The sequence below is a fragment of the Vicinamibacterales bacterium genome (assembly GCA_036504215.1).
Classification (GTDB): Bacteria; Acidobacteriota; Vicinamibacteria; order Vicinamibacterales; family Fen-181; genus FEN-299.
In genome coordinates, this window is record DASXVO010000059.1 from 209,138 (window position 1) to 229,780 (window position 20,643).

The window sequence follows — 20,643 nt, forward strand, 5'->3', positions numbered from 1 at the left end:
CGAATCTGCTAAAGTGCCACAGGATGTCCACGCTCGTCATCGTCAACCCGGTGTCCGGCGGACGTCGTCGCGGTCTGACCTGGGAACAGCGCCTTCGCATCGCGAGGGCGGCGCTCGACCGACACGGCGACGGCGGGCGCGTCGTGATGACCGAGCATGCCGGGCACGCGCACGAACTGGCTCGATGCGGCGTGGCCGAAGGCCGCCGGGCCGTGGTCGCCTGGGGTGGCGACGGAACGATCAACGAAGTGGCGTCGGCCGTGGCGGACACCGACGTGGCGCTCGGCGTGGTCCCGGCCGGTTCCGGCAACGGCCTGGCCAGGGAGCTTCGCCTGCCCAGGTCTCCGGTGGAGGCGCTCGACATCGCGTTCGCCGGCAGCGAGCGCCTGATCGACGCCGGTCGAGTCAACGGGCACTGGTTCGTGAACATCGCCGGCGTGGGTTTCGATGCCGCGATGGCCGAGGCGTTCAACGCGCTGGGACAGCAAATCCGCGGACCGGTCCGGTACGTCCTGTCGGTGGCCCGAGCGGGATTCACGTACCAGCCCGTTGAGTATCACATCGATGTCGACGGCCGGCACATCCGCGTTCACGCCCTGCTCGTGGCGCTGGCCAACCTGCGGCAGTACGGCATCAACGCGGTCATTGCGCCCGCCGCGCGGCCAGACGATGGAGCGATGGATCTGGTGATTGTCGAGTCCCGGGGAATACTGGGCCGCCTGGCGCTCGTTCCGCGCCTGTTCAACCGGACGATCCACCGGGCGCCCCGCGTCACCATCCTGCCGGCGCGCCGCGTTACGATTCGCGCTGCACAGCCGATGGTCTTCCACTGCGACGGCGAGACGTGGACGGCGCCCGACCGCGTCGAAGCCGTCACCCATCCAGGCGCCCTGCGGATCCGCGTGGCAGCCGGAGCCGAAACGAGTGTGAACCATGCCTGACCAGTCCAAACTGCGCGTCCAACAGGTCGATCGCTTCATGCGCCTGATCCGGCGTCAGGACGAGACGTGGCAGGGCGACGTGGTCGGCCTGCCGTTTTTCGACGACGACCCCGCGAGCGGTGAACCGCGGCGGGAGTACTCGGCGATCTGGGTCAATGCATCCACGCAGGTTGCCGCGCTCAGCACGACAGTCGGCACCGGTCCAGGCGGATGGAGCGACGCTCTCAAGGCATTCCTCGACCTGGGTCTGAAGAGCCGCAAGGAGCGGGACGGGCGGCCCGCGCGTATCGAGGTGCGGGACGGCGCGCTTGGCGCGTTCATCAAGGAGTCGATCGGCGATCCCGAACTCGAGGTGGCGATCGTGCCGGACGTGCCGCTGGTGCGCGAGGAGGCGAGCGCGCTGGTGCGCGGAGCCATCGAAGGCAGCATCCCGCCGTCCGCCATGGAGGCGCCCGGCGTGAACCTCGACCGTATGCGCGCGTTTGCCGAGGCTGCGCGAGATTTCTACCTGCGCGGGTTGGCGGAAGAACTGACCGACCAGGACCTGATCCAGGTGGAAGCACCCGATGCGCCTCACGGACTGAAGTGCTGTGTGGTTCGTCCAGACGGCGAGACGCTGAACGTCGATTTCTACGCCACCCGCGACGAGTTCGAAGAGGACGAGGAGGACGAGGAGGAAGAGGAAGAGGAAGACGACGACCACCACCACGCCGGTCGTGAGGAGGACGAAGAGGACGACGACGAGGAGGAAGAAGACGACGAAAAGGTAGACGGGGACGATGACGAGGACGAGGAAGAAGTTGACGCAGAGGACGATGAGGTATTGACCGGCGAAGACGGGATTGAGTGGACGCTCACATTCGGAGCGGCGCCCGATCTGCCACCGTTCGACGTCGCGCTGTGGCTCGATCGGGACCTCCCGGTGGCCGGGCCGGCGGCCTATCCGTCGATCGTCGGTTGGATGGGACCAGCCCATTACGACCGTCCCGACGGCGGCCAACTCGCCTTCCTGGAAGGGCTCCTTCGAGCGCTTGGCGCGACGACCGAAGCGGAGATTGATTCCGGACGCTGGACCAGGAAGGTGCTGACGGCCGAAGGGGAGGTCACCTACCGCCTGTCTCTCGCGTCGATCGTCGGTGATGGCGACGCAACCGGACCCGAGGCGACGGCTGAACGCGAGGAACAGGAACGCGTCGGCGGCTGCCTCTCGCGGATTCTTGCCGAGGGTGGGTTCTCGGATCTCGACGAAGCCGCGGAGTCGCTCAGGGCCGCCGTGAAGGCGGGGCGCTTCGAGGCGCCGCCAGCCACCACGCCACTCGAGCGGGCTCAGGAATTGGCGTATCGGGCGCATGGCGCGCCAGGGCGCCGACAATTGCAGCTCGTTCGCGACGCGCTCCGGCTGTCGCCCGATTGCGCGGATGCATATCTCACGCTCGCCGAGCGTCAACGCGAGCCTGAGCGAGGGCTCCCGCTGTTCAACCAGGCCACGGAAGCCGTCGAGCGGATCCTTGGCTCCGAGGAGTTGAAGCGCCGCAAGGGCCATTTCTGGGACTCACCGCAGACGCGGACGTACCTCCGGGCGCGCTTCGGCGCCGCCGCGGCGCTCCGGGCCCTCGACCGGGTGCCGGACGCGATTGCCGAATACCGCCGCCTGATCGAACTGGATACCGATGATCACGCAGGCGCCGGCTACTACCTGCTTGCCGTGCTCCTGGAGACCGGTCGTGATCAGGAGGCGGTCGAGTTGCTCGACGAGTACGAGGACGACGGCCCGGAGTGGGCGTACGGACATGTGCTGTGGATGTTCAGGAACCGCCCGGTATCTGCGGCGCACGAGGCGCTCAAAGAAGCGCTCGCGTCGCATCCGGTCGTCGCACTGCTGTTGTCCGAGCCTGAAGATGCCGACCCGGATGACGGCGAGCAGACGGATCCTCTCAGGGGGCTGGCGTCCGAAGACGACGAGATCGAAGAGGCGCTCGACTGCCTGACGTTGTTCCGCCGGGCGTGGGAACTGACCCCCGGCGCGGTCGAGTGGCTGAGGGCCGAACTCGACCGCCGCCACCGATCTCGGCGCGGCAGGAGCGGCCGTCGCGGCCATCGCGTCCACTGATGTCGTGACAGGGTGGCGGCCGGCAGGCACGGCCGCGCCACGGCCATTCACAGCCTGTGGGCTGGGCTATACTCCCACTATGACAACGCACGCCGACGACAGCCGCAAGGTCCGTCAGGCGGCCGACTCGTCTTCGGCCTCCGCGCCGCTCGACTTCATCCGCGAAATCATCGCCGAGGACCTGCGGGCCGGCCGGCACACGCAAGTGGCGACCCGGTTTCCCCCCGAGCCCAACGGCTATCTGCACATCGGCCACGCCAAGTCGATCTGCCTGAACTTCGGCGTCGCCCGCGAGTTCGGCGGCACCTGCAATCTGCGTTTCGACGACACGAATCCTGCCAAGGAGGACGTGGAGTACGTCGACTCGATCATCGAGAGCGTCCACTGGCTGGGCTTCGACTGGGGCAAGCGGCTCTTCTACGCGTCCGACTACTTCGAGCGGATCTACGCGTACACGGTCGGTCTCGTCCGTGACGGGAAGGCGTACGTCGACGAATTGTCGGCAGAGGAGATCCGCGAATACCGCGGGACGCTGACCGAGCCTGGCAGGGAAAGCCCGTGGCGGAACCGGCCGGTCGAAGAGAACCTCGATCTGTTCGAGCGGATGCGGAAGGGCGAGTTCGAGGACGGCGCCAAGGTGCTGCGGGCGCGGATCGACATGTCGTCGCCGAACTTCAATTTGCGCGACCCGGTGATCTACCGCATCCGTCACGCGGCGCATCACCGGACGGGTGACGCGTGGTGCATCTACCCGATGTACGACTACACCCACGCCATTTCCGACGCGATCGAGCAGATCACGCACTCGCTCTGCACGCTCGAGTTCGAGGACCACCGGCCGCTCTACGACTGGACGGTCGAGAACCTGCCCGTGCCGAGCCGGCCGCGTCAGATCGAATTCGCCCGCCTCAACCTCACCTACACGGTGATGAGCAAGCGCAAGCTGCTGCAGCTCGTCCAGGAGGGCCTCGTGTCGGGCTGGGACGATCCGCGGATGCCGACCATCGTCGGCCTGCGGCGGCGCGGCTTCACGCCCGAGTCGATCCGGGACTTTGCGGCGCGCATCGGCGTGGCGAAGCGCGAGAACATGGTGGACGTGGCCCTGCTCGAGGACGCCGTGCGCGACGATCTCAACAAGCGCGCGGCCCGCGCGATGGCCGTGCTGCGGCCGCTGCGCGTCGTCATCGAGAACTACCCGGAGGGGCAGGTCGAGGAGATCGAGCTCCCGAACAACCCGGAAGATCCTGCCATGGGCAGCCGCAAGGTGCCGTTCTCGCGCGTGCTCTACATCGAACAGGACGACTTCCGCGAGATGCCGCCGCCGAAGTACTTCCGCCTGTCGCCTGGCCGCGAGGTGCGCCTGCGCGGCACGTACTTCGTCACGTGCGATCGCGTCGTCAGGGACGAGACGAGCGGCGAGATTGTCGAACTGCGCTGCACCTACGACCCGGCCACGAAGAGCAGCTCCGCACCGGACGGCCGCAAGGTGAAGGCGACGATTCACTGGGTGTCGGCCGCACACGCGCTCGACGCCGAAGTCCGCCTGTACGACAGACTCTTCACGGTGCCGGACCTGCACGACGCCGAGGAGGGGCGGGACTGGAAGTCGTATCTCAATCCCAACTCGCTGGAGGCCCTGCCGCACTGCAGAATCGAGCCGAGCCTGGCCGGCGCGGCCCCGCTGTCCCGCTTCCAGTTCGAGCGCCTCGGCTATTTCTGTGTCGATCCCGAAACGACCGGCGATCGCCTGGTCTTCAACCGTACCGTGCCGCTCCGTGACTCGTGGGCCCGAATCGCCGGCAAGATCTGAGGCGCCTCATGAACCAGAAGCTGCAGGACAAGCAGGACATCATCGCCCAGTGGTCGTTCGACACCAGGCCGATCCTCGGCCGCTTCCACATCTGGCTCGACGATGTGGAGATCGAGTGGGTGAGGGGGGAGCCTTCGAAGGAGTTCACGCGCGAGCTGGCGTTCATGGACGGCCGGATGGAGCGGCTGTTCGCGATGACCGGTGCCGTGACGGCCATGGGCACACAGGTGTTCGGCCGGCCGGGCGCGGGCGCGAATCTCGACAAAGCCGCCCTCAACCAGGTGAAGAAGGACGCGGACGCGATCTCGGCGTACGCGATGAGCGAAAGCCTGTGGTATCTCTCGCGGCAGCTTCCCGAGAACCACGCCATCATGGTGTGCCTCGGCGAAGGCCTGATGCCGAAGGCCGGCGAGACGCCGGAAATGGGGTCGAATCCCCAGATCGGATTCGGCCGCGTCTACGCACGACCGGAGGTCGCCCGCTGGCTCGACCAGCGCGTCGTCCGCCTGCTGAACGACCCCAGCTACGGTTGGCCGGGGTTCTATGGTGAGATCAAGTCGTCGGGCATCACCGTCTGGGGTGCGGCGATCGACACACTGGAAAACACCTCGCGGTTCGCGAAAGGCAGCCCGAGCGGGCCGATGACGGTGCTCCACCTGTTCAATCAGCCGCTGCTCATCTCCCGGCCGTACGAAGGTTACGTCGGGATGGTGATGCTGCCGAAGGCGGTCGTGGAGCGGGCGGCCGAGCATGCGGTGCTCATCGACTTCCGCACGCCCCGCGGCGTGATCGTCGAGGCGATCAAGGCCACCTACCCGGGCATCAAGACCGAGCACATCCACGTCTGGACGCTGGGGGGCAAGAGCCGTGCACCTCGGATCTCGAGCCTGTGGAAAGCCTGGCTGGACAGTGGCGTCCACGTCGTCGAGGAAGGGTGGATGCTGCCGAGTGGCAGTCCGGCGTTCACCGAGTCGGGCACCTACGCCCCCACGTTTCGCGTCGGCACCTGGAACGACGCGAACGGCGACTTGCACCTGTTCCTCTGCGACGGCTACGCGGCGTCGGCCGAGGCGGTCCAGTCGGCCAGTCTCGCACCGATGCTCGGTCTCAACGTGTCGATGGTGCCGTTCACCTCGCGCTTCGACCTGCCGTACGAGAAGGAACAGGACGTCATGCGCCTCGACCCCGAGGCGTCCAACTTCGAACAGAAGCTCGTGGACCTGGCCGGCGCGCCACTCGACGCGAAGACCGTGGGCAACTACCGGCGGATGATTCGAGAGGCGAACGACGCCGGTCTGTTGCCCGGCCGCCTGACGCTCACCGCCGATGATTTCTTCCCCGAGAAGCGCTGGGAGGTTCTGGCCATCTCCGGCTACATGGGACCGGATCCCTATTCCGGGGCGCCCGGTGTGCAGGAGGTCTCCCCCGGCATCTACCGGGTGACGGTGAGGCTTGCGTCAGCCGCCGGCGACAAGCGCATCACGCTGACGCTCCGCCTGGGCGAGACGCTCGAACAGAGCCGGCTGGTGTTCAATCCGCTGCTCAATCGCTTCCTGGCCGGCGAGTCGTTCGACACGCGGCCGGTGAAGATCTCGGACTCGGGACGGATCCGCAACGAACTGCAGACGTTGTGCGCCGAGGCCCTCGAGTTCGTAGATTCGCGATCGATGCGCCTGCACTTCGACCGCATCCCGCCCGAAGTCATTCCGCTCGACAAACAGAAGAAGCTGCTCGAGGTTCTCCGGTGGTACAAGAAGCGACACCCGATGTGGTTTGCCTGGATGGAGCTGGTGGAATCCACCAGCCGGTGACCCTCACGGCGGGCGCGATTGCCGCGCTCGTTGGCGGTCGCGTCATCGGCGATCGGTCGAGAGCGGTCGAGCGGCCGGCGACGCTGTCGGCCGCGACTCCGCGCGACCTCTCCTTCGTGGACGACGCGAAGAAGTGGCCCGACGCGGAGTCGTCGCGCGCCGGCGTCATCATCGCGGGTCCCTTTGCCGAGTCGTCGGCCCGCGAGGGTGCAACCGTCATCTGCGCCCAGCCCCGCCTCGCTTTTGCCCGCGTGGCGCGCCAACTGTGTCCACCCGTCCCGCCGCCCCGCGGCATCCATCGGACCGCGGTCGTCGACCCGGCAGTGAAGTCTGGCCAGGACGTCTCGATCGGGCCGTATGCCGTGATCGAGGCGGGCGTGACGCTCGGCGACCGGGTAACGATCGAGGCCGGCGTCCTCATTGGCCGGGGCGTCACGATTGACGCCGACACCACGCTGAAGGCCAATGTCGTCGTCTACGCCGGCACGACCATCGGGCGGCGCGTCGTGGTTCAGGCCGGGACCGTGCTCGGCAGCGACGGCTTCGGCTACGTGCGCGACGACGCAACGGGTCGATACGAGGGGTTCCCGCAGGTGGGCCGGCTCGTGATCGAGGACGACGTGGAACTTGGTGCGCTCTGTTCGGTGGACCGCGGCGCGCTGGGGGAGACGCGGATCAAGCGAGGCACCAAGCTCGACAACCAGGTGCACGTGGCACACAACGTCGAGATCGGCGAAGACGTCGTCATTGCCGCACAAACCGGAGTCGCCGGCAGTTCCGTGATCGAAGACAAGGTCGTTGTGGCCGGCCAGGTGGGAATTGCCGACCACGTGCGCATCGGGACCGGCGCCATCCTCGGTGCGCAGGCCGGAGTGCCCACCGGCAAGGTCATCGCGGGGCCGGGCATCCTCTTCTGGGGCACGCCGGCGAGGCCGATCAAGGAATATCTCAAGCAACTCGCGGTGCTGGCGCGGCTCGCGAGGAGGCAACAAAAGAAGGATGAAGGATGAAGGATGAAAGAGGAATGATGAAGGAGGAAGGATGAAAGACCTGGCGTCACGCACACGTGAGTTCGCTGTTTGCATCGTCCGCTTCTTTGCGACGTTGCCAAAGACGACAGAGGCACAGGTGATTGGCAAGCAGATGTTGCGGGCTGGAATGTCAGTGGGAGCTCACTATCGCGAGGCGACTCGGTCGAGATCGAATGCAGAGTTCGTCAGCAAGATTGAGGCAGGGCTTCAAGAGCTCGAAGAAACCCAATATTGGATCGAAATCCTGAGGGACGTTTCCATGGGCAAACCAGAAGACCTGTCGGCGCTGGCCCGAGAAGCCGATGAACTGACCGCAATCCTCGTCACCGTGGTCAAGAAGCGAAAGGCGGCAAGGTAAGACTCTTCCTCCTTCCGTCTTCATCCTTCATCCTTCATCCTTCTCTCACTACCCCCCCCATCCCCGCATCGCATAGTCGCTCAGGATCAGCACCAGCAGGATGCCGAGCCAGAACACGGCGGCACCGCCGATGATCCAGGTCAGGCGCGAGCTGTATTTCATGTGCATGAAGAACAGCACGACGAGCGAGGCCTTGAGGACGGCAATGCTCAGCGCGACGATCGGGTTGGCGAGCCCAAGGTCGAAGAACGCCACGAACGTCGTCAGCCCCGTGAGGACTATCAACGCCGCGAAGATCGTGAAGTACATCGAGCGCGGCACGATGACGTGCGACGCCGCGTGTGCCTGTTGGTTCATGCTTCCGTCTTCATCCTTCCCCCTTCCGACTTCATCTTTCCTCTGTGCCTATTCCTCCTTGCTCCTTTCCGTCTTCATCCTTCATCCTTCATCCTTCATCCTTTCTATCTGTGCCTGTCCACCAGGTACAGCAACGGAAACAGGAAGATCCAGATGATGTCGACGAAGTGCCAGTAGAGGCCGCTGATTTCGACGGGCGTATGCCACGCTTCGGTGAACCTGCCTCTCCAGGCCATATACAGAATCACCGACAGGATGCCGAGGCCGATGATCATGTGCAGTGCGTGCAGGCCCGTCATCGCGAAATAGAGCGAGAAGAAGAGGTTTGCGCGTTCCGGCGCCTGGCCTTCGAACCGGAAGTCGAGACCAGGGACGTGGTGTTCGGCGAACTTCTGGTAATACTCGAAGCTCTTGATCCCCAGGAACGCAACGCCCAGGACCATCGTCACGACGAGGAACGACATTACCTTGCGCCGTTCGTTCGTGGCGGCGGCATGCACGGCGAGCGCCATCGTCAGGCTGCTCGTGATGAGGACGATCGTATTGACCGTCCCGAGCGTGATGTCGAGTGTGCGGCTGGCGTCGCCCCACGTGCCCGGATACCAGACGCGATAGATCATGTACGCGGAGAACAGGCCGCCGAAGAACATCACCTCGGTCGCCAGGAAGAGCCACATGCCAAGCGTGGCCGCCTCGTGCTGCTGGGCGAGGTCGTCGAAGTGGTGCCTGAGCGCCGGGTCGGACGCCGGCGCGGCGTTCTCGTCGGGGACGAGCGCGCTGGACGATTCATGCTTAGGCAAGCTTCTTCTCCACCGTGTCGTACGCGTACGCCGGCTCGGTGACCACGGGCGTCTCGTCGAAATTGAACGTCGGCGGCGGAGATGGCGTCGTCCACTCCAGCCCCTTGGCGCCCCACGGATTCGGCCCGGCGATCGGGCCGTACTTCAACGACCAGAACAGGTAGATTGCCGGCATCAGGTAACCGATGCCCATCACCGAGGCGCCCGCCGTGGACAAGACGTTCAACGCCTGGAACTCGGGCGGATAGGCATGGTAGCGCCGCGGCATGCCCAGGTAGCCGAGGATGAACTGCGGGAAGAACGTCAGGTTGAAGCCCAGGAACGTGACGACGGCGGCGACGCGCCCCCAGAGATCCGGGTACATTCGGCCCGTCATCTTCGGCCACCAGTAGTGGAGACCGCCGAGATACCCCATCAGGGCTCCGCCGACCATGATGTAGTGGAAGTGTGCGACGACGAAATACGTGTCGGTCACGTGGACGTCGATGCCGAGCGATGCGAGGAACAGGCCGGTCAGGCCGCCAATCGTGAACAGGCCGATGAAACCGAGCGCGTACAGCATGGGGGTCTGGTACGACACCGAGCCCTTGTACAGGGTGGCCGTCCAGTTGAACACCTTCACGGCCGACGGCACGGCCACGAGGAAGCTCAGGACGGAGAAGATCATCGCGCCGTAGACCGACATTCCGGCCACGAACATGTGGTGGCCCCACACCAGGAAGCCGAACACCGCGATCGCCAGGCTCGAGAAGGCGACGAAGGTGTAGCCGAAGATGTTCTTTCGCGAGAAGGCGGCGATCAGTTCGCTCACGATGCCCATGGATGGGAGAATCATGATGTAGACGGCCGGGTGCGAGTAGAACCAGAACAGGTGCTGGAAGAGCAGCGGGTCACCGCCGTAGGCGGGATCGAAGATACCCAGGTGGAACGCCCGCTCGAGCGCCACCGACACGATGGTGATGGCCAGGACCGGGGTGCCGAGGACGTTGATCAGGCTCGTCGCGTACATCGCCCACAGGAACAACGGCATCCGGAACCAGGTCATGCCCGGAGCCCGCATGGTGTGGATCGTGACGATGAAGTTCAACCCCGTGAGGATCGACGAGAACCCCATGATGAAGATGCCGACCGCAGCGGCCATCACGTTGCTCGTCGAGGCCATCGTGCTGAAGGGCGTGTAGAACGTCCAGCCAGTGTCCACGCCGCCGGTGACGATGGCGTAGAGCGTGAAGCACCCGCCAATCATGAAGATGTACCAGCTCAGCAGGTTCAGCCGCGGGAACGCGAGGTCACGCGCACCGATCATGATCGGCACGAAGAAGTTCCCCATCACCGACGGAATCGACGGGATCAGGAACATGAAGATCATCACGATGCCATGCATCGTAAAGAGCTTGTTGTAGGTGTCGTCCGACACGAGATCGCCAGGCGGCGTCAGCAGTTCGAGGCGGATCATCCCCGCGAAGATCCCGCCGAGCACGAAGAACATCGAGATGCTGCCGAGGAACAACAGGCCGATGCGCTTGTGGTCGGTCGTCAGGAGCCACGACGCGAGGCCGAACTCCGCGTTGAGATAGTGCGTCCGAGGGAGTGCGAGAGTATCCGTGTCCATGCTGCTCACTTCTTGGTGGTGTTCAGCTCGCGGCCCTTGAGCGATTTCACGTACTCGATGAGCGACAGCAGTTGCTCTTCGCTGACCAACCCCTGGAAGGTCGGCATGATCGGCTGAAAGCCTGCCACGACTTTTGCCGACGGCGACAGCACCGACTCGCGGATATACGCATCGTCGGCAACGACGATGCGGCCATCCACCAGATCGACCTTGGAACCGTACACGCCGTCCAGGATCGGGCCGCGACCTTCTCCATCCGCTCGGTGGCAGGTGATGCACGCGAGATCCTGGAACAGCTTCTGTCCCTGCGACACGAGCGACCCTTCGCCGCCCCCGCCGGCCAGCCAGGCCTGGTACTCGCTCGGCTCCATGACGACAATCGTGCCGATCATGCCGGAGTGCCTGGTGCCACAGTATTCGGCGCAGAAGAGGTGGTAGCGCCCGGTCTTGGTCGCGTTGAACCAGAGCGTTGTGTATCGGCCCGGGATGATGTCCGCCTTCATGCGGAACGCCGGGACGAAGAACGAGTGGATGACGTCCTCGGATGTGCCCGTCAATCGCACCGCGCGCCCGACCGGCACGTGCAGTTCGTTGATCTCGCGCTGACCGTCGAGGTGCTGGAACCTCCACATCCACTGCTTTCCGACGACATAGATGTCGAGCGTCTCGGCGGGCGGTCGCGACTCGACGAAGTACACGTTCGCGCCCCAGAAGAACATCACCAGGCCGAGGCCGAGCGGGATGATTGTCCAGGTGAGTTCGAGTGCCAGCGATGGGATGACCTTCGCGCCGACTTCGCCGTGCGCGCGGCGGCGGTAGCGGATCGCAAAGAAGATGATGAGGGCCGCCACGAGCACCACGAAGAAGGCGCTCACCGAGACCAGGAAGAAGTAGAGTGCATCGACCTTCCCGGCCATCGTGGAGGCTTGCGTCGGAAACAGCGGCAGCTCGGGCATAAGTTCAGTTCGCCACCTGCGAGGGCGGTCCGCTCTGCCCGGCGTGGATCCGCCTTTCGCGCGATCGCATCAGCAGGATGAATGCACCGAGCGACACGAGGGTGACCAGCCCACCCAGCCGGATGACGTTGAGCAGGACCAATCCGTACTTCCCGCTCGTCGGGTCGTAGTGATAGCAGTAGAGCAGGAGCCGGTCGACCGGCGTGCCGACCTTGTGGTCGGACGCTTCCACGAGCGCCAGCCGAATGTCGCGCGGCCCGTAATCGATACCGTAGATGTATTTCGACGTCTTGCCTTCAGGCGTGAGCACGATGATGCCGGTCGGATGGGCGTACTGCTTGGTCGGCGCATCGTAGACGTAGTGGAACCCCACGGTGTCGGTCAGCAGGCGGATCGACGCGTCGTTGCCCGTCAGAAAGTGCCAGGCGTCGGCCGTGCCGGGCTTGTTCAGCCTGGCGACGTACTGATCCTTCTTCCCGGCAGCCTGTGTTGGCGTCTCGTTCGGGTTGAAGCTGACCGTGACGATGGCGTAGTCGCGGCCGGGCTCGAGGGCCAGCACCTTCAGCGACTTCGTCAGGCCGTTGAGCGCCTGCGTGCAGAGCATCGGGCACTCGTAGTAGACGAGCGCGAGGACCACCGGCCGGCCGGTGAAGTACTGGCGCAGATGCACGGCGCGGCCGGTTTCGTCGATGAACGGGAGGTCGAGCGGTACCTGGACGCCCAGGTTCTGATCGAACGCGACCTTCTTGAGTTCATCGGGGGTGATCCCGGCGGGGGCCGACCCCTTGGTCATCATCCCCGAGCGGGGCACGCCGTTGTACTGCGCCCACCCGCCGTGGGCCACGAGCAACGCGACGACCATGAACGAGGCGACAGCCGAGAATCGGTGATTCATGATGGCTACTTCCGCACGGATTCGCCCACCGCGCGCCCTGAACTCGAGCGATCCGGCGGACCACCGGGTTCATCGGCCGGTGCCTGGGCTCGCACCGGCAGTCCGTGTTCGAGCGTCAGTCGCATCGCCTCGTCAATCGGAATGTGCACCACGGCCGCCGTGCGGTCGAGCCAGCCGTACGAGTGGAGAACCTGTTCCTCGTCGGCACGCATCTGCTCGAACTCCTCGCGAGGCTTCGTCTGCAGCCGCGGTGCGGGCGGTTGCCGGGGCGCGCCGACCTGCGCCATCGGATACTCGCGCGGGTAGGCCTTGTCGTTCAGGCTGCCGAAGTACAGAAACAGCAGCCAGATCGCGGCAAATACCACGACCGCGCCGACCATCAGCGCGGTGGCGAAGATGACCACCACACGTGTCGAGACATCCCGCGTCTCGTGCCCTGCGCCCGGTGCGGGCCCGTTCGCCTCGTGCATCTCAACCATAAGCCGTTGCGTGCGTCTTCTGAGCCGCGGTCAGTGTCTGCGTGCCAGCGCCGGCGCCAACTCTGGATCGTTCGGCGGCAGCAGTGGCCGTGCGCCGAGGCGCCAGATGAACATCGTCAACCAGAGACCGCCGAGGCCGACGAGCGCCGTCAGATCCAGCCAGTGGACGCTCAGATGGTCCCGGTAGAACTCGGGCGCAATGAGGAAGAACACGTCGAAGACCCGCGCGATGATGATGCCGACCGCGACGATCGTCAGCCGGTAGTGCTGTCGCTTGTTGTTGCGGCCGAGCAGGACCAGGAACGGCACCGCGAAATAGAAGACGGCGAGCACGATGGCGATGTAGTTCCAGCCGCCGGCTATCCGGTGGAGGTACCAGGGAATCTCCTCCGGCAGGTTGCCCGCCCAGATGATGAGCAACTGCGAAAAGGACAGGTACGCCCAGATCATCACGAACGCGAGCAGGAGGTTGCCGAGGTCGTTCAAGATCGTCGGCGCGAGCACTCGCCCGAACTCCGGCCGCCGCGACAGCAAGTACGCGATGGCAATGACGAAGGCCATCGCGCCAAGACCCTGGCCGCCGAGGAACAGCAGGCCGAAGATCGTCGAGAACCAGTGCGGTTCGAGCGACATCACCCAGTCGAACGCCGCGAAGGTGACCGTGAACCCGAGCAGCACGATTCCGCCCCCGCTCAGCTTGCGCATGCGGACGGCGAGTCGAGGATCGCCCGTGCGATCCTGTGCGCCGGACCAACGGTCGAGGAAGTGGGCCAGCGCCAGCCAGGCGACGAAGTAGATCGCGGCGCGGGTGACGAAGAACGGCACGTTCAGATACGCGACCTTCCTGCTCAGCACGGGGTCGGCCATCATCGCGCGCGTGTCGGTCCACTCGTAGATCTGCGGGAGGCCGAACAGCAGGGGCACGAACAGCAACGCCATCAGAGGCAGCGTCGCGGCACCGGCCTCCACCAGCCGGCGCACGGCGACGCCCCAACCGCCACCGGTCAGGTGGTAGATCATGCTGATGGCCAGGCAGCCGATGCCAAGACCGAACCAGTACACGTAGGCGAACAGGTACGAATGGAAGAACTGCGCCGGGCTGAAGAACGCGCCGACGAGCGACGCGAGTACACCGCCGGCGCCGAGCACCAGCGCGGCGATCCGCAGGCCAGCGAGTTCGGGCAGAGACGTGGCGTCGTTCATCGACCGGTTCCTGGTGCGAGTCTGTTCCGTTCTTCAACCGGAACGTCGTTCAGTGTCGCGTGCTGACTGAGTTGCAGCGCCCGAATATAGGCGACAATCGCCCAGCGATCGCGGACCGGGATCTGCGTCCGATAGTCGGACATCGCTCCGAAGCCGTTGGTCATGACATCGAAGAAATGGCCAATCGGTGCCTGACGGAGACGGTCGATGTGATAGGACGGCGGCTGCCGGTACCCCCGGCGTACGATCATCCCGTCGCCGCGGCCCGTCCTGTCGTGGCAGGGCGCGCAGAAGATGTTGAAGCGGTCCTGGCCGCGCGCCATCGTGTCGGCCGTGACCGGGAAGGGGAACTCGGTCGCCAGTTGGCCGTTCGTCTTCCCGGTGTTGAGCAGTTCGTCTTCGGCGAGAAAGCCGCGCGCGACCGTGCCTTCGACCACCGGCCTCGCCGACCGGTGATCGGCATAGAAGTCGCTCGCGCGGAGCGGGATGAACTTCGGCTGGTTGTGCATGTCCTGCCGACAGCCCCCCGCGACGAGCAGGGCCGCCAGCCCCGCCAGAGCCAGCGCACGTCGGGGATGATGGTCCTTACGCCTCAACGTCGGTCACCTCGCGAGGAGCGAAGCTCTCCAGGAACCGGCGCGTCGATTCCCGGTCGAACTTCGGATCGGCCGCCTCGATGCAGAGGAAGAACCTGTCGCGCGTCGCCAGCGCAAACCGCGGCACGTTGAACACCGGGTGGTACGGCATCGGCAGCTTGTTGAGCGCGAACATGCCGAACACCGCCGTCAGGGCGGCCACGAGCACCGTCATCTCGAAGGTCACCGGGATGAACGACGGCCAGCTGTGAAGCGGCCGTCCACCCACATTGAGCGGATACGCGATCGTCGCCACCCAGTACTGCAGACCGTAGCCCGACAACCCGCCCACGATTCCGCCGATGAGCACCAGCAGCGGCACCTTCGTCGAATGGAGGCCGAGCGCGTCGTTCAGTTCCTCGACCGGGAACGGCGTGTACGCGTCCATGTTGCGGTAGCCCTCGACCCGTGCGCGGCGGCTTGCCGCGACGAGCGTGTCGGGGTTGTCGAACTCCGCCATCAAGCCATAGAGCCGCGGCTCGTGCGGAACTGCGATGTGCGCCATGGGAGTTGCTACACCTTCTCCTTGACGTGCGATTCCGGCAGCAGCGTGCGCATCTCGAAGATCGAGATCATCGGCAAGAAGCGCAGGAACAGGAACAGCAGCGTCACGAACAGACCGAGGGTCCCCACATACGTGAACCAGTCCCAGATCGTCGGGTAGTACATGCCCCACGAGGACGGCAGGAAGTCGCGGTGCAGGCTCGTCACCACGATGACGAAACGCTCCAGCCACATGCCGGTGTTCACAATCAGCGCGATGCCGAACAGCAGCGGCGTGTTCCGTCGTACCTTCTTCAGCCACAGCAACTGCGGGATCGCGATGTTGGTCGCAATCAGCGCCCAGAACGCGGGCCAGTAGGGACCGGTGACGCGGTTCCAGTACATGAACCGCTCGTACGTGTTGCCGCTGTACCACGCCATGAAGGCCTCGAGGCTGTATCCGTAGGCCACGATCAGGCCCGTGGCCAGCATGATCTTCGCCATGTTCTCGAGGTGGCGATCGGTGATGAAGTCCTTCAGGCCGTACGCGGCGCGGATCGGAATGGCCAGCGTCAGGACCATGGCAAAGCCGGAGTAGATGGCCCCCGCCACGAAGTAGGGCGGGAAGATCGTCGTGTGCCAGCCCGGAACGATCGCAATCGCGAAGTCGAAGCTGACGACCGTGTGAACGGAGATGACGAGCGGCGTGGCCAGTCCCGCCAGCAGCAGGTACGCCGTCTCGTAGCGGGCCCAGTGACGCGCCGAGCCACGCCAGCCCAACGCGAGCACGCCGTAGATCACCCGCCCGACAGGCGACGTCGACCGATCACGCAGCGTCGCGACGTCGGGCACGAGACCGACGAACCAGAACAGCGCCGACACCGTCGCATAGGTGGACACGGCGAACACGTCCCAGATCAACGGACTCCGGAACTGCGGCCAGACCGACATCGAGTTCGGATACGGGAACAACCAGTACGCGAGCCAGGGGCGGCCGGTGTGGAGGATCGGGAACACCCCCGCGCAGGACACGGCGAACAGCGTCATCGCTTCCGCGAACCGGTTGATCGACGTCCGCCATCGCTGGTGCAGGAGCAGCAGAATGGCGGAGATGAGCGTGCCCGCATGCCCAATCCCGATCCACCAGACGAAGTTGACGATCGCGAAGCCCCACCCCACGGGAATATTGATGCCCCAGATGCCGACACCCTTGATGAACAGCCAGGTGACGGCCAGGAGGAACAGCGCCGTGAGCGCCATTCCGATCGCCAGGCCAATCAGCCAGCCGACGGGCGTCCGCCGCGTGAGGACGATCGCGCTGATCTTGTCAGTAATCGTGGCGAAGGTGTGGCCCGGCGCAATCACCGGCGGCTCGGCGAGCGCCGCCGACGAGGGCGGATCGGGCGGGTGCTGGTGCGAGACAGGGGACATCAACCGTTACCTCTCCGCCCCGACCGTGCGAGCGTCCGGCATGTCGGGATTCGGATTCCTGACCGCCGCCAGGTAGGTCGTGCGCGGCCGCGTATTGAGTTCCTCGAGCAAGCCGTAGTTCAGCGGATCGGCCTTGAGCTTCGCGACCCGGCTGCCCGGATCGTTCAGATCACCGAACACGATCGCCTGCGCCGGGCACACCGCCTCGCACGCGGTCACGATCTCTCCATCCCGCACCGGGCGATTCTCCGTCTCGGCCTCGATCTTCGCCGCGTTGATCCGCTGCACGCAGTAGGTGCACTTCTCCATGACGCCCCGGCTCCGAACCGTCACGTCCGGATTGCGGAGCATCTTCAGCGTCGGGGTGTTCCAGTCCTGGTACAGCAGGAAGTTGAACCGCCGCACCTTGTAGGGACAGTTGTTCGAGCAATATCGCGTCCCCACGCAGCGGTTGTAGACCATGTCGTTCAACCCCTCCGCGCTATGGACGGTCGCCGCCGTCGGGCAGACCACCTCGCACGGTGCGTTCTCGCACTGCATGCACGGCACGGGCTGGTTGAACGCCGTCGGGTTGTCCGGCTCGCCGGTGTAGTAGCGGTCGACGCGCAGCCAGTGCATCTTGTGGCCGCGGCTGACCTCGGTCTTGCCGACGACGGGAATGTTGTTCTCCGCCTGGCAGGCCACCACGCACGCATTGCAGCCGATGCACGTGTTCAAATCGATGGCCATGCCCCACTTGTAGCCGTTGTAGGCGTGCTCGGGATACAGCGTGTCATCCTTGCGAGGCGCCTCGCCCTGCAGGTGCGCGAAGCCCGGCGTCTTCAGGAATACGTCGAGCGGTGCGGACCTCACGATTGCGCGGCCCTGCATCGCTTGCTCGTTCTGCGTGGACGCCAGTTGCGCGCGTTCGCCCGTCGGTCTGATCTCGAGGCCGCGCTCGAACCAGAGCGCCCGGCTCGTCCGAATCGTGTAGGCGCTGAACCCGGCGCCCGTCCCAACACGGCCCGCGCGGGTCCGGCCGTAGCCGAGATGCACGGTGATCGAGTCTGGCGCCTGGCCCGGCAAGACCCACACCGTGCCTTTCACGTGCCGTCCGCGATAGCCGAGCTCGACCACGTCCTCCTGATGCACGCCGAGGCGATCGGCCGTCGACGGGCTGACCAGGACCGCGTTGTCCCACGTGAGCTTCGTATGCGGCTTCGGCAATTCCTGCAGCCAGCCGTTGTTCGCGAACCGGCCGTCGAACACCGAAGGGTCGGCGCGGAACACGATCTCGCGCCCATGGCCGGGCCGCGGAATGGCGGTCGGATCCACCGGCTTCGCGCTCACCAACTTCACCGCCGCCGCCGTGTCCGGCACCATCCCGTCGTGAAGCGACTTGCGCCAGAAGCGGTCGAACACCGCGCCTTCGGTGCCGATCCGCTGCTGCCAGTACGCCCGCACCAGGTCGTGCGCGGACTGACCGGCCGTCCGCGACGACATCGCGCCGATGACTTCGTGCGCGGTCCGGCCGTTGTAGAGTGGCGCGATCAGCGGCTGGATCAGCGAGACGGTGCCGTCGGCCGCGCGAGCGTCGCTCCACGACTCGAGATAGTGCGCGGCGGGAACGTGCCAGTGACAGAGCGCCGCAGTCTCGTCGTGGTAGAGGCCGACGTGAATCCGTCGCGACACCTTGCCCATCAGGCGTTCGCCGAACGCGAAATCCGCCGGCGCCGTGTAGACCGGGTTGCTGTCGACGATGATGAGGGTGTCCACGTGGCCCGCCTGCATGTCGGCTACGAGCTGCCGCAGGGAGGCGAGCTGATCGGTGGGACTGGCCTCGACCGGCGTGATGTAGGTGACCGTCTGGCCGACATTGCCGAGCGACTGGTTGATCGCGTGGACCAGCGCATGAACCGCGGCCGGCTGTTCGTCACCGGCAACCACGAGGCCCGTGCCCCGGTGCCGCTGGAGATCGCGCGCAATCGGCCCGACCCAGTTCGCGAAGCTGCGCACCGACGCGGGATCCGGAGCGCCCGGCACGCCGAGCGCCGCCGCCAGTGCCAGCGCGAAACTTCCGACCGCGCTCGCCTGGATCGGCAACCGATGATCGGCAACCGAACCGGTCTGCGACGGCGTGCACTCGACGACGTACAGCCGGTTCATCTCCCGGCGGCCGCCAGTCAGACGGCGGCCGGTGGCGAACGCCCGCGCGTGACGCAGGCTGTCAGGGCCGCAGCCGAGGACATCCGCGTCGAGCGTCAGGATCACCTCCGCCCGGTCGAGGTGGTACTGAACGTCCACGTATTCGCCGAACGCCAGCCGGGATCCCTCGCGCGCCTGGTCGCGGCCAGCCGGTTCCCATTGGTGCCACTTGAGCGCCGGGAATTCGGCCACGAGTTGCTGGAGTTGGCTCGCAAGCGTCGGCGACGTAATCGAACCGGTGAGAACCCGGATGCCGTCGCCACCGACAGCGCGCCTGGCGTCCACCGCGGACGTGATGGCGCTCAGGAACGCACCCCAGGCCCTGATTTCGCCGCGATACGTCAACGTCTGCGACCGGTCGGGGTCGTAGAGGCCGAGAATCGAGGCCTGAGCGAAGACGTCGGTCGAGCCGCGCGTCACGGGGTGTTCAGGGTTGCCCTCGATCTTCGTCGGACGCCCTTCGTGGCTCTCGACGAGCACCGGCACGGCATACCCCGCCAGCGGCATGGCGGTAGCGAAGTACAGCGGCCTGCCCGGGACGATTTCCTCGGGCTGCCGCACGTAGGGCACGATCGTCTCGGCGGGCTGCCGCGTGCAGGCCGTGACACCGGCCAGCGCGAGCGAGGCGCCCATCAGCTTCACGAAGGTACGACGACTCACGGGATCGATCATCTCGGACGCGCCCTGCGGAAATTCCCGGTGCAGCAGTTCCTGGAATTCCGGCGTGTCGGCCAACTCGTCGAGGCTCCGCCAGTACTCTGGGCCGCTCGTGCCCTGCAGCCGCGAGCGCACCACCTTCAGATCGAACGTCTTCGCGTCGTCGTTCATGAGATGTTCGCTGACCCCCGGTCCCGGCATTCCTCCTACCTGTGGCACGTCGAGCAACTCGTCAGCTTCTGGATCCTGTATTCCGCAACCAACTGGCGGCCGAGCGCGAGTTGGTCGGACGGCGCCCGATAGTTCATCTGATAGACCGCCGCCCGTGGTCGGACGTATTGCTCCGGGTTCCGGTGGCATTCGAGGCACCACGACATCTGGAGCGTCTGCACCTGGAACATGAGCGGCATTCGGTCCACGCGCCCGTGGCAGGTGGAGCAGCCCACACCCTTGTTCACGTGAATGCTGTGATTGAAGTAGACGAAATCTGGCAAGTCGTGCACCCGCGTCCACTCGATCGACCGATTCTCGCGGAAGCTCGCGCGCACCGGCTCGAGGAAGGGCTGGTCCGCGAAGATCTGCGAATGGCAGTTCATGCAGGTCTTCGTCGGCGGAATCCCCGCGAACGCCGACGTCTCGACCGACGTGTGACAGTAGCGGCAGTCGATGCCGTTACCGGCCACGTGCCGCTCGTGGCTGAACTGGATCGGCTGCGCGCGCGCATCGAAGGCGCGCGTCACCCAGGGCGAACTCTGGAGCGCGTACGCCAGACCGACCAGGCCTCCGACGAGGAGGACCAACCCGATCAGGCTCACCACGAAGATGGTGTTCGCGCCGCGATGGAAGGTTTGCGCCATCGTGCGAGTCGAGAGAGACAAGCGTCGCGCCGC

General features: G+C 65.5%; 18 protein-coding genes. 6 read left to right on the forward strand and 12 right to left on the reverse strand.

What is annotated here, in order from left to right; all coding sequences use genetic code 11:
* The first annotated feature begins 23 nt into the window (after positions 1-23).
* The 6 genes from VGK32_17925 to VGK32_17950 all read left to right on the forward strand — a co-directional run bounded on the left by VGK32_17925 (position 24) and on the right by VGK32_17950 (position 8,061).
* Entirely contained in the window at positions 24-941 is a 918-nt protein-coding gene (locus VGK32_17925; protein ID HEY3383646.1) for a diacylglycerol kinase family protein, read from the forward strand.
* Positions 934-3,051, forward strand: a complete 2,118-nt coding sequence (locus VGK32_17930; protein ID HEY3383647.1) for a hypothetical protein — start codon at positions 934-936, stop codon at positions 3,049-3,051. The genes VGK32_17925 and VGK32_17930 overlap by 8 nt, the downstream gene beginning before the upstream one ends.
* 79 nt (positions 3,052-3,130) lie before the next feature.
* Positions 3,131-4,861 (forward strand): glutamine--tRNA ligase/YqeY domain fusion protein, encoded by a 1,731-nt coding sequence (locus VGK32_17935; protein HEY3383648.1) that lies wholly within the window; start codon positions 3,131-3,133, stop codon positions 4,859-4,861.
* Between the two features lie 8 nt (positions 4,862-4,869).
* Positions 4,870-6,672 carry a hypothetical protein gene (locus tag VGK32_17940; protein HEY3383649.1) on the forward strand — a complete coding sequence of 601 codons (1,803 nt, stop codon included), beginning with the start codon at positions 4,870-4,872 and terminating at the stop codon, positions 6,670-6,672.
* On the forward strand, positions 6,669-7,682 hold the full coding sequence (lpxD, locus tag VGK32_17945) for a UDP-3-O-(3-hydroxymyristoyl)glucosamine N-acyltransferase (protein HEY3383650.1): 1,014 nt from the start codon (positions 6,669-6,671) through the stop codon (positions 7,680-7,682). The genes VGK32_17940 and lpxD overlap by 4 nt, the downstream gene beginning before the upstream one ends.
* A 31-nt stretch (positions 7,683-7,713) precedes the next feature.
* Positions 7,714-8,061 (forward strand): four helix bundle protein, encoded by a 348-nt coding sequence (locus VGK32_17950; protein HEY3383651.1) that lies wholly within the window; start codon positions 7,714-7,716, stop codon positions 8,059-8,061.
* Positions 8,062-8,109: 48 nt separating this feature from the next.
* Here the strand turns inward: VGK32_17950 and VGK32_17955 are convergent, their stop codons facing one another.
* The 12 genes from VGK32_17955 to VGK32_18010 form a co-directional block, all read right to left on the reverse strand.
* A complete protein-coding gene (locus VGK32_17955; GenBank protein ID HEY3383652.1) occupies positions 8,110-8,418 on the reverse strand; it encodes a cytochrome C oxidase subunit IV family protein in 309 nt (102 codons plus the stop codon).
* Between the two features lie 104 nt (positions 8,419-8,522).
* Positions 8,523-9,218, reverse strand: coding sequence for a cytochrome c oxidase subunit 3 family protein (locus VGK32_17960; protein ID HEY3383653.1), 696 nt, complete (start codon positions 9,216-9,218; stop codon positions 8,523-8,525).
* Positions 9,211-10,830, reverse strand: coding sequence for a cytochrome c oxidase subunit I (gene ctaD, locus VGK32_17965; GenBank protein HEY3383654.1), 1,620 nt, complete (start codon positions 10,828-10,830; stop codon positions 9,211-9,213). The genes VGK32_17960 and ctaD overlap by 8 nt, the downstream gene beginning before the upstream one ends.
* Before the next feature lie 5 nt (positions 10,831-10,835).
* The gene (gene coxB, locus VGK32_17970; protein ID HEY3383655.1) at positions 10,836-11,786 is read right to left on the reverse strand and encodes a cytochrome c oxidase subunit II; all 951 of its coding nucleotides are present in this window, start codon (positions 11,784-11,786) and stop codon (positions 10,836-10,838) included.
* 4 nt (positions 11,787-11,790) lie between these two features.
* The gene (locus VGK32_17975) at positions 11,791-12,681 is read right to left on the reverse strand and encodes an SCO family protein (GenBank protein ID HEY3383656.1); all 891 of its coding nucleotides are present in this window, start codon (positions 12,679-12,681) and stop codon (positions 11,791-11,793) included.
* Positions 12,682-12,686: 5 nt separating this feature from the next.
* Positions 12,687-13,160 (reverse strand): hypothetical protein, encoded by a 474-nt coding sequence (locus tag VGK32_17980; GenBank protein HEY3383657.1) that lies wholly within the window; start codon positions 13,158-13,160, stop codon positions 12,687-12,689.
* 30 nt (positions 13,161-13,190) lie between these two features.
* Entirely contained in the window at positions 13,191-14,363 is a 1,173-nt protein-coding gene (locus VGK32_17985; GenBank protein ID HEY3383658.1) for a hypothetical protein, read from the reverse strand.
* Positions 14,360-14,959 carry a cytochrome c gene (locus VGK32_17990; protein ID HEY3383659.1) on the reverse strand — a complete coding sequence of 200 codons (600 nt, stop codon included), beginning with the start codon at positions 14,957-14,959 and terminating at the stop codon, positions 14,360-14,362. The genes VGK32_17985 and VGK32_17990 overlap by 4 nt, the downstream gene beginning before the upstream one ends.
* Positions 14,949-15,503 (reverse strand): DUF3341 domain-containing protein, encoded by a 555-nt coding sequence (locus VGK32_17995; protein HEY3383660.1) that lies wholly within the window; start codon positions 15,501-15,503, stop codon positions 14,949-14,951. Before VGK32_17995 ends, VGK32_17990 begins: the two co-directional genes overlap by 11 nt.
* An 8-nt stretch (positions 15,504-15,511) precedes the next feature.
* Positions 15,512-16,912, reverse strand: a complete 1,401-nt coding sequence (gene nrfD / locus VGK32_18000; GenBank protein HEY3383661.1) for an NrfD/PsrC family molybdoenzyme membrane anchor subunit — start codon at positions 16,910-16,912, stop codon at positions 15,512-15,514.
* 6 nt (positions 16,913-16,918) lie between these two features.
* Positions 16,919-19,924: a TAT-variant-translocated molybdopterin oxidoreductase gene (locus VGK32_18005; GenBank protein HEY3383662.1), complete on the reverse strand. Its 3,006-nt coding sequence runs from the start codon at positions 19,922-19,924 to the stop codon at positions 16,919-16,921.
* Between the two features lie 35 nt (positions 19,925-19,959).
* On the reverse strand, positions 19,960-20,610 hold the full coding sequence (locus VGK32_18010) for a cytochrome c3 family protein (protein ID HEY3383663.1): 651 nt from the start codon (positions 20,608-20,610) through the stop codon (positions 19,960-19,962).
* Between the last annotated feature and the right edge of the window lie 33 nt (positions 20,611-20,643).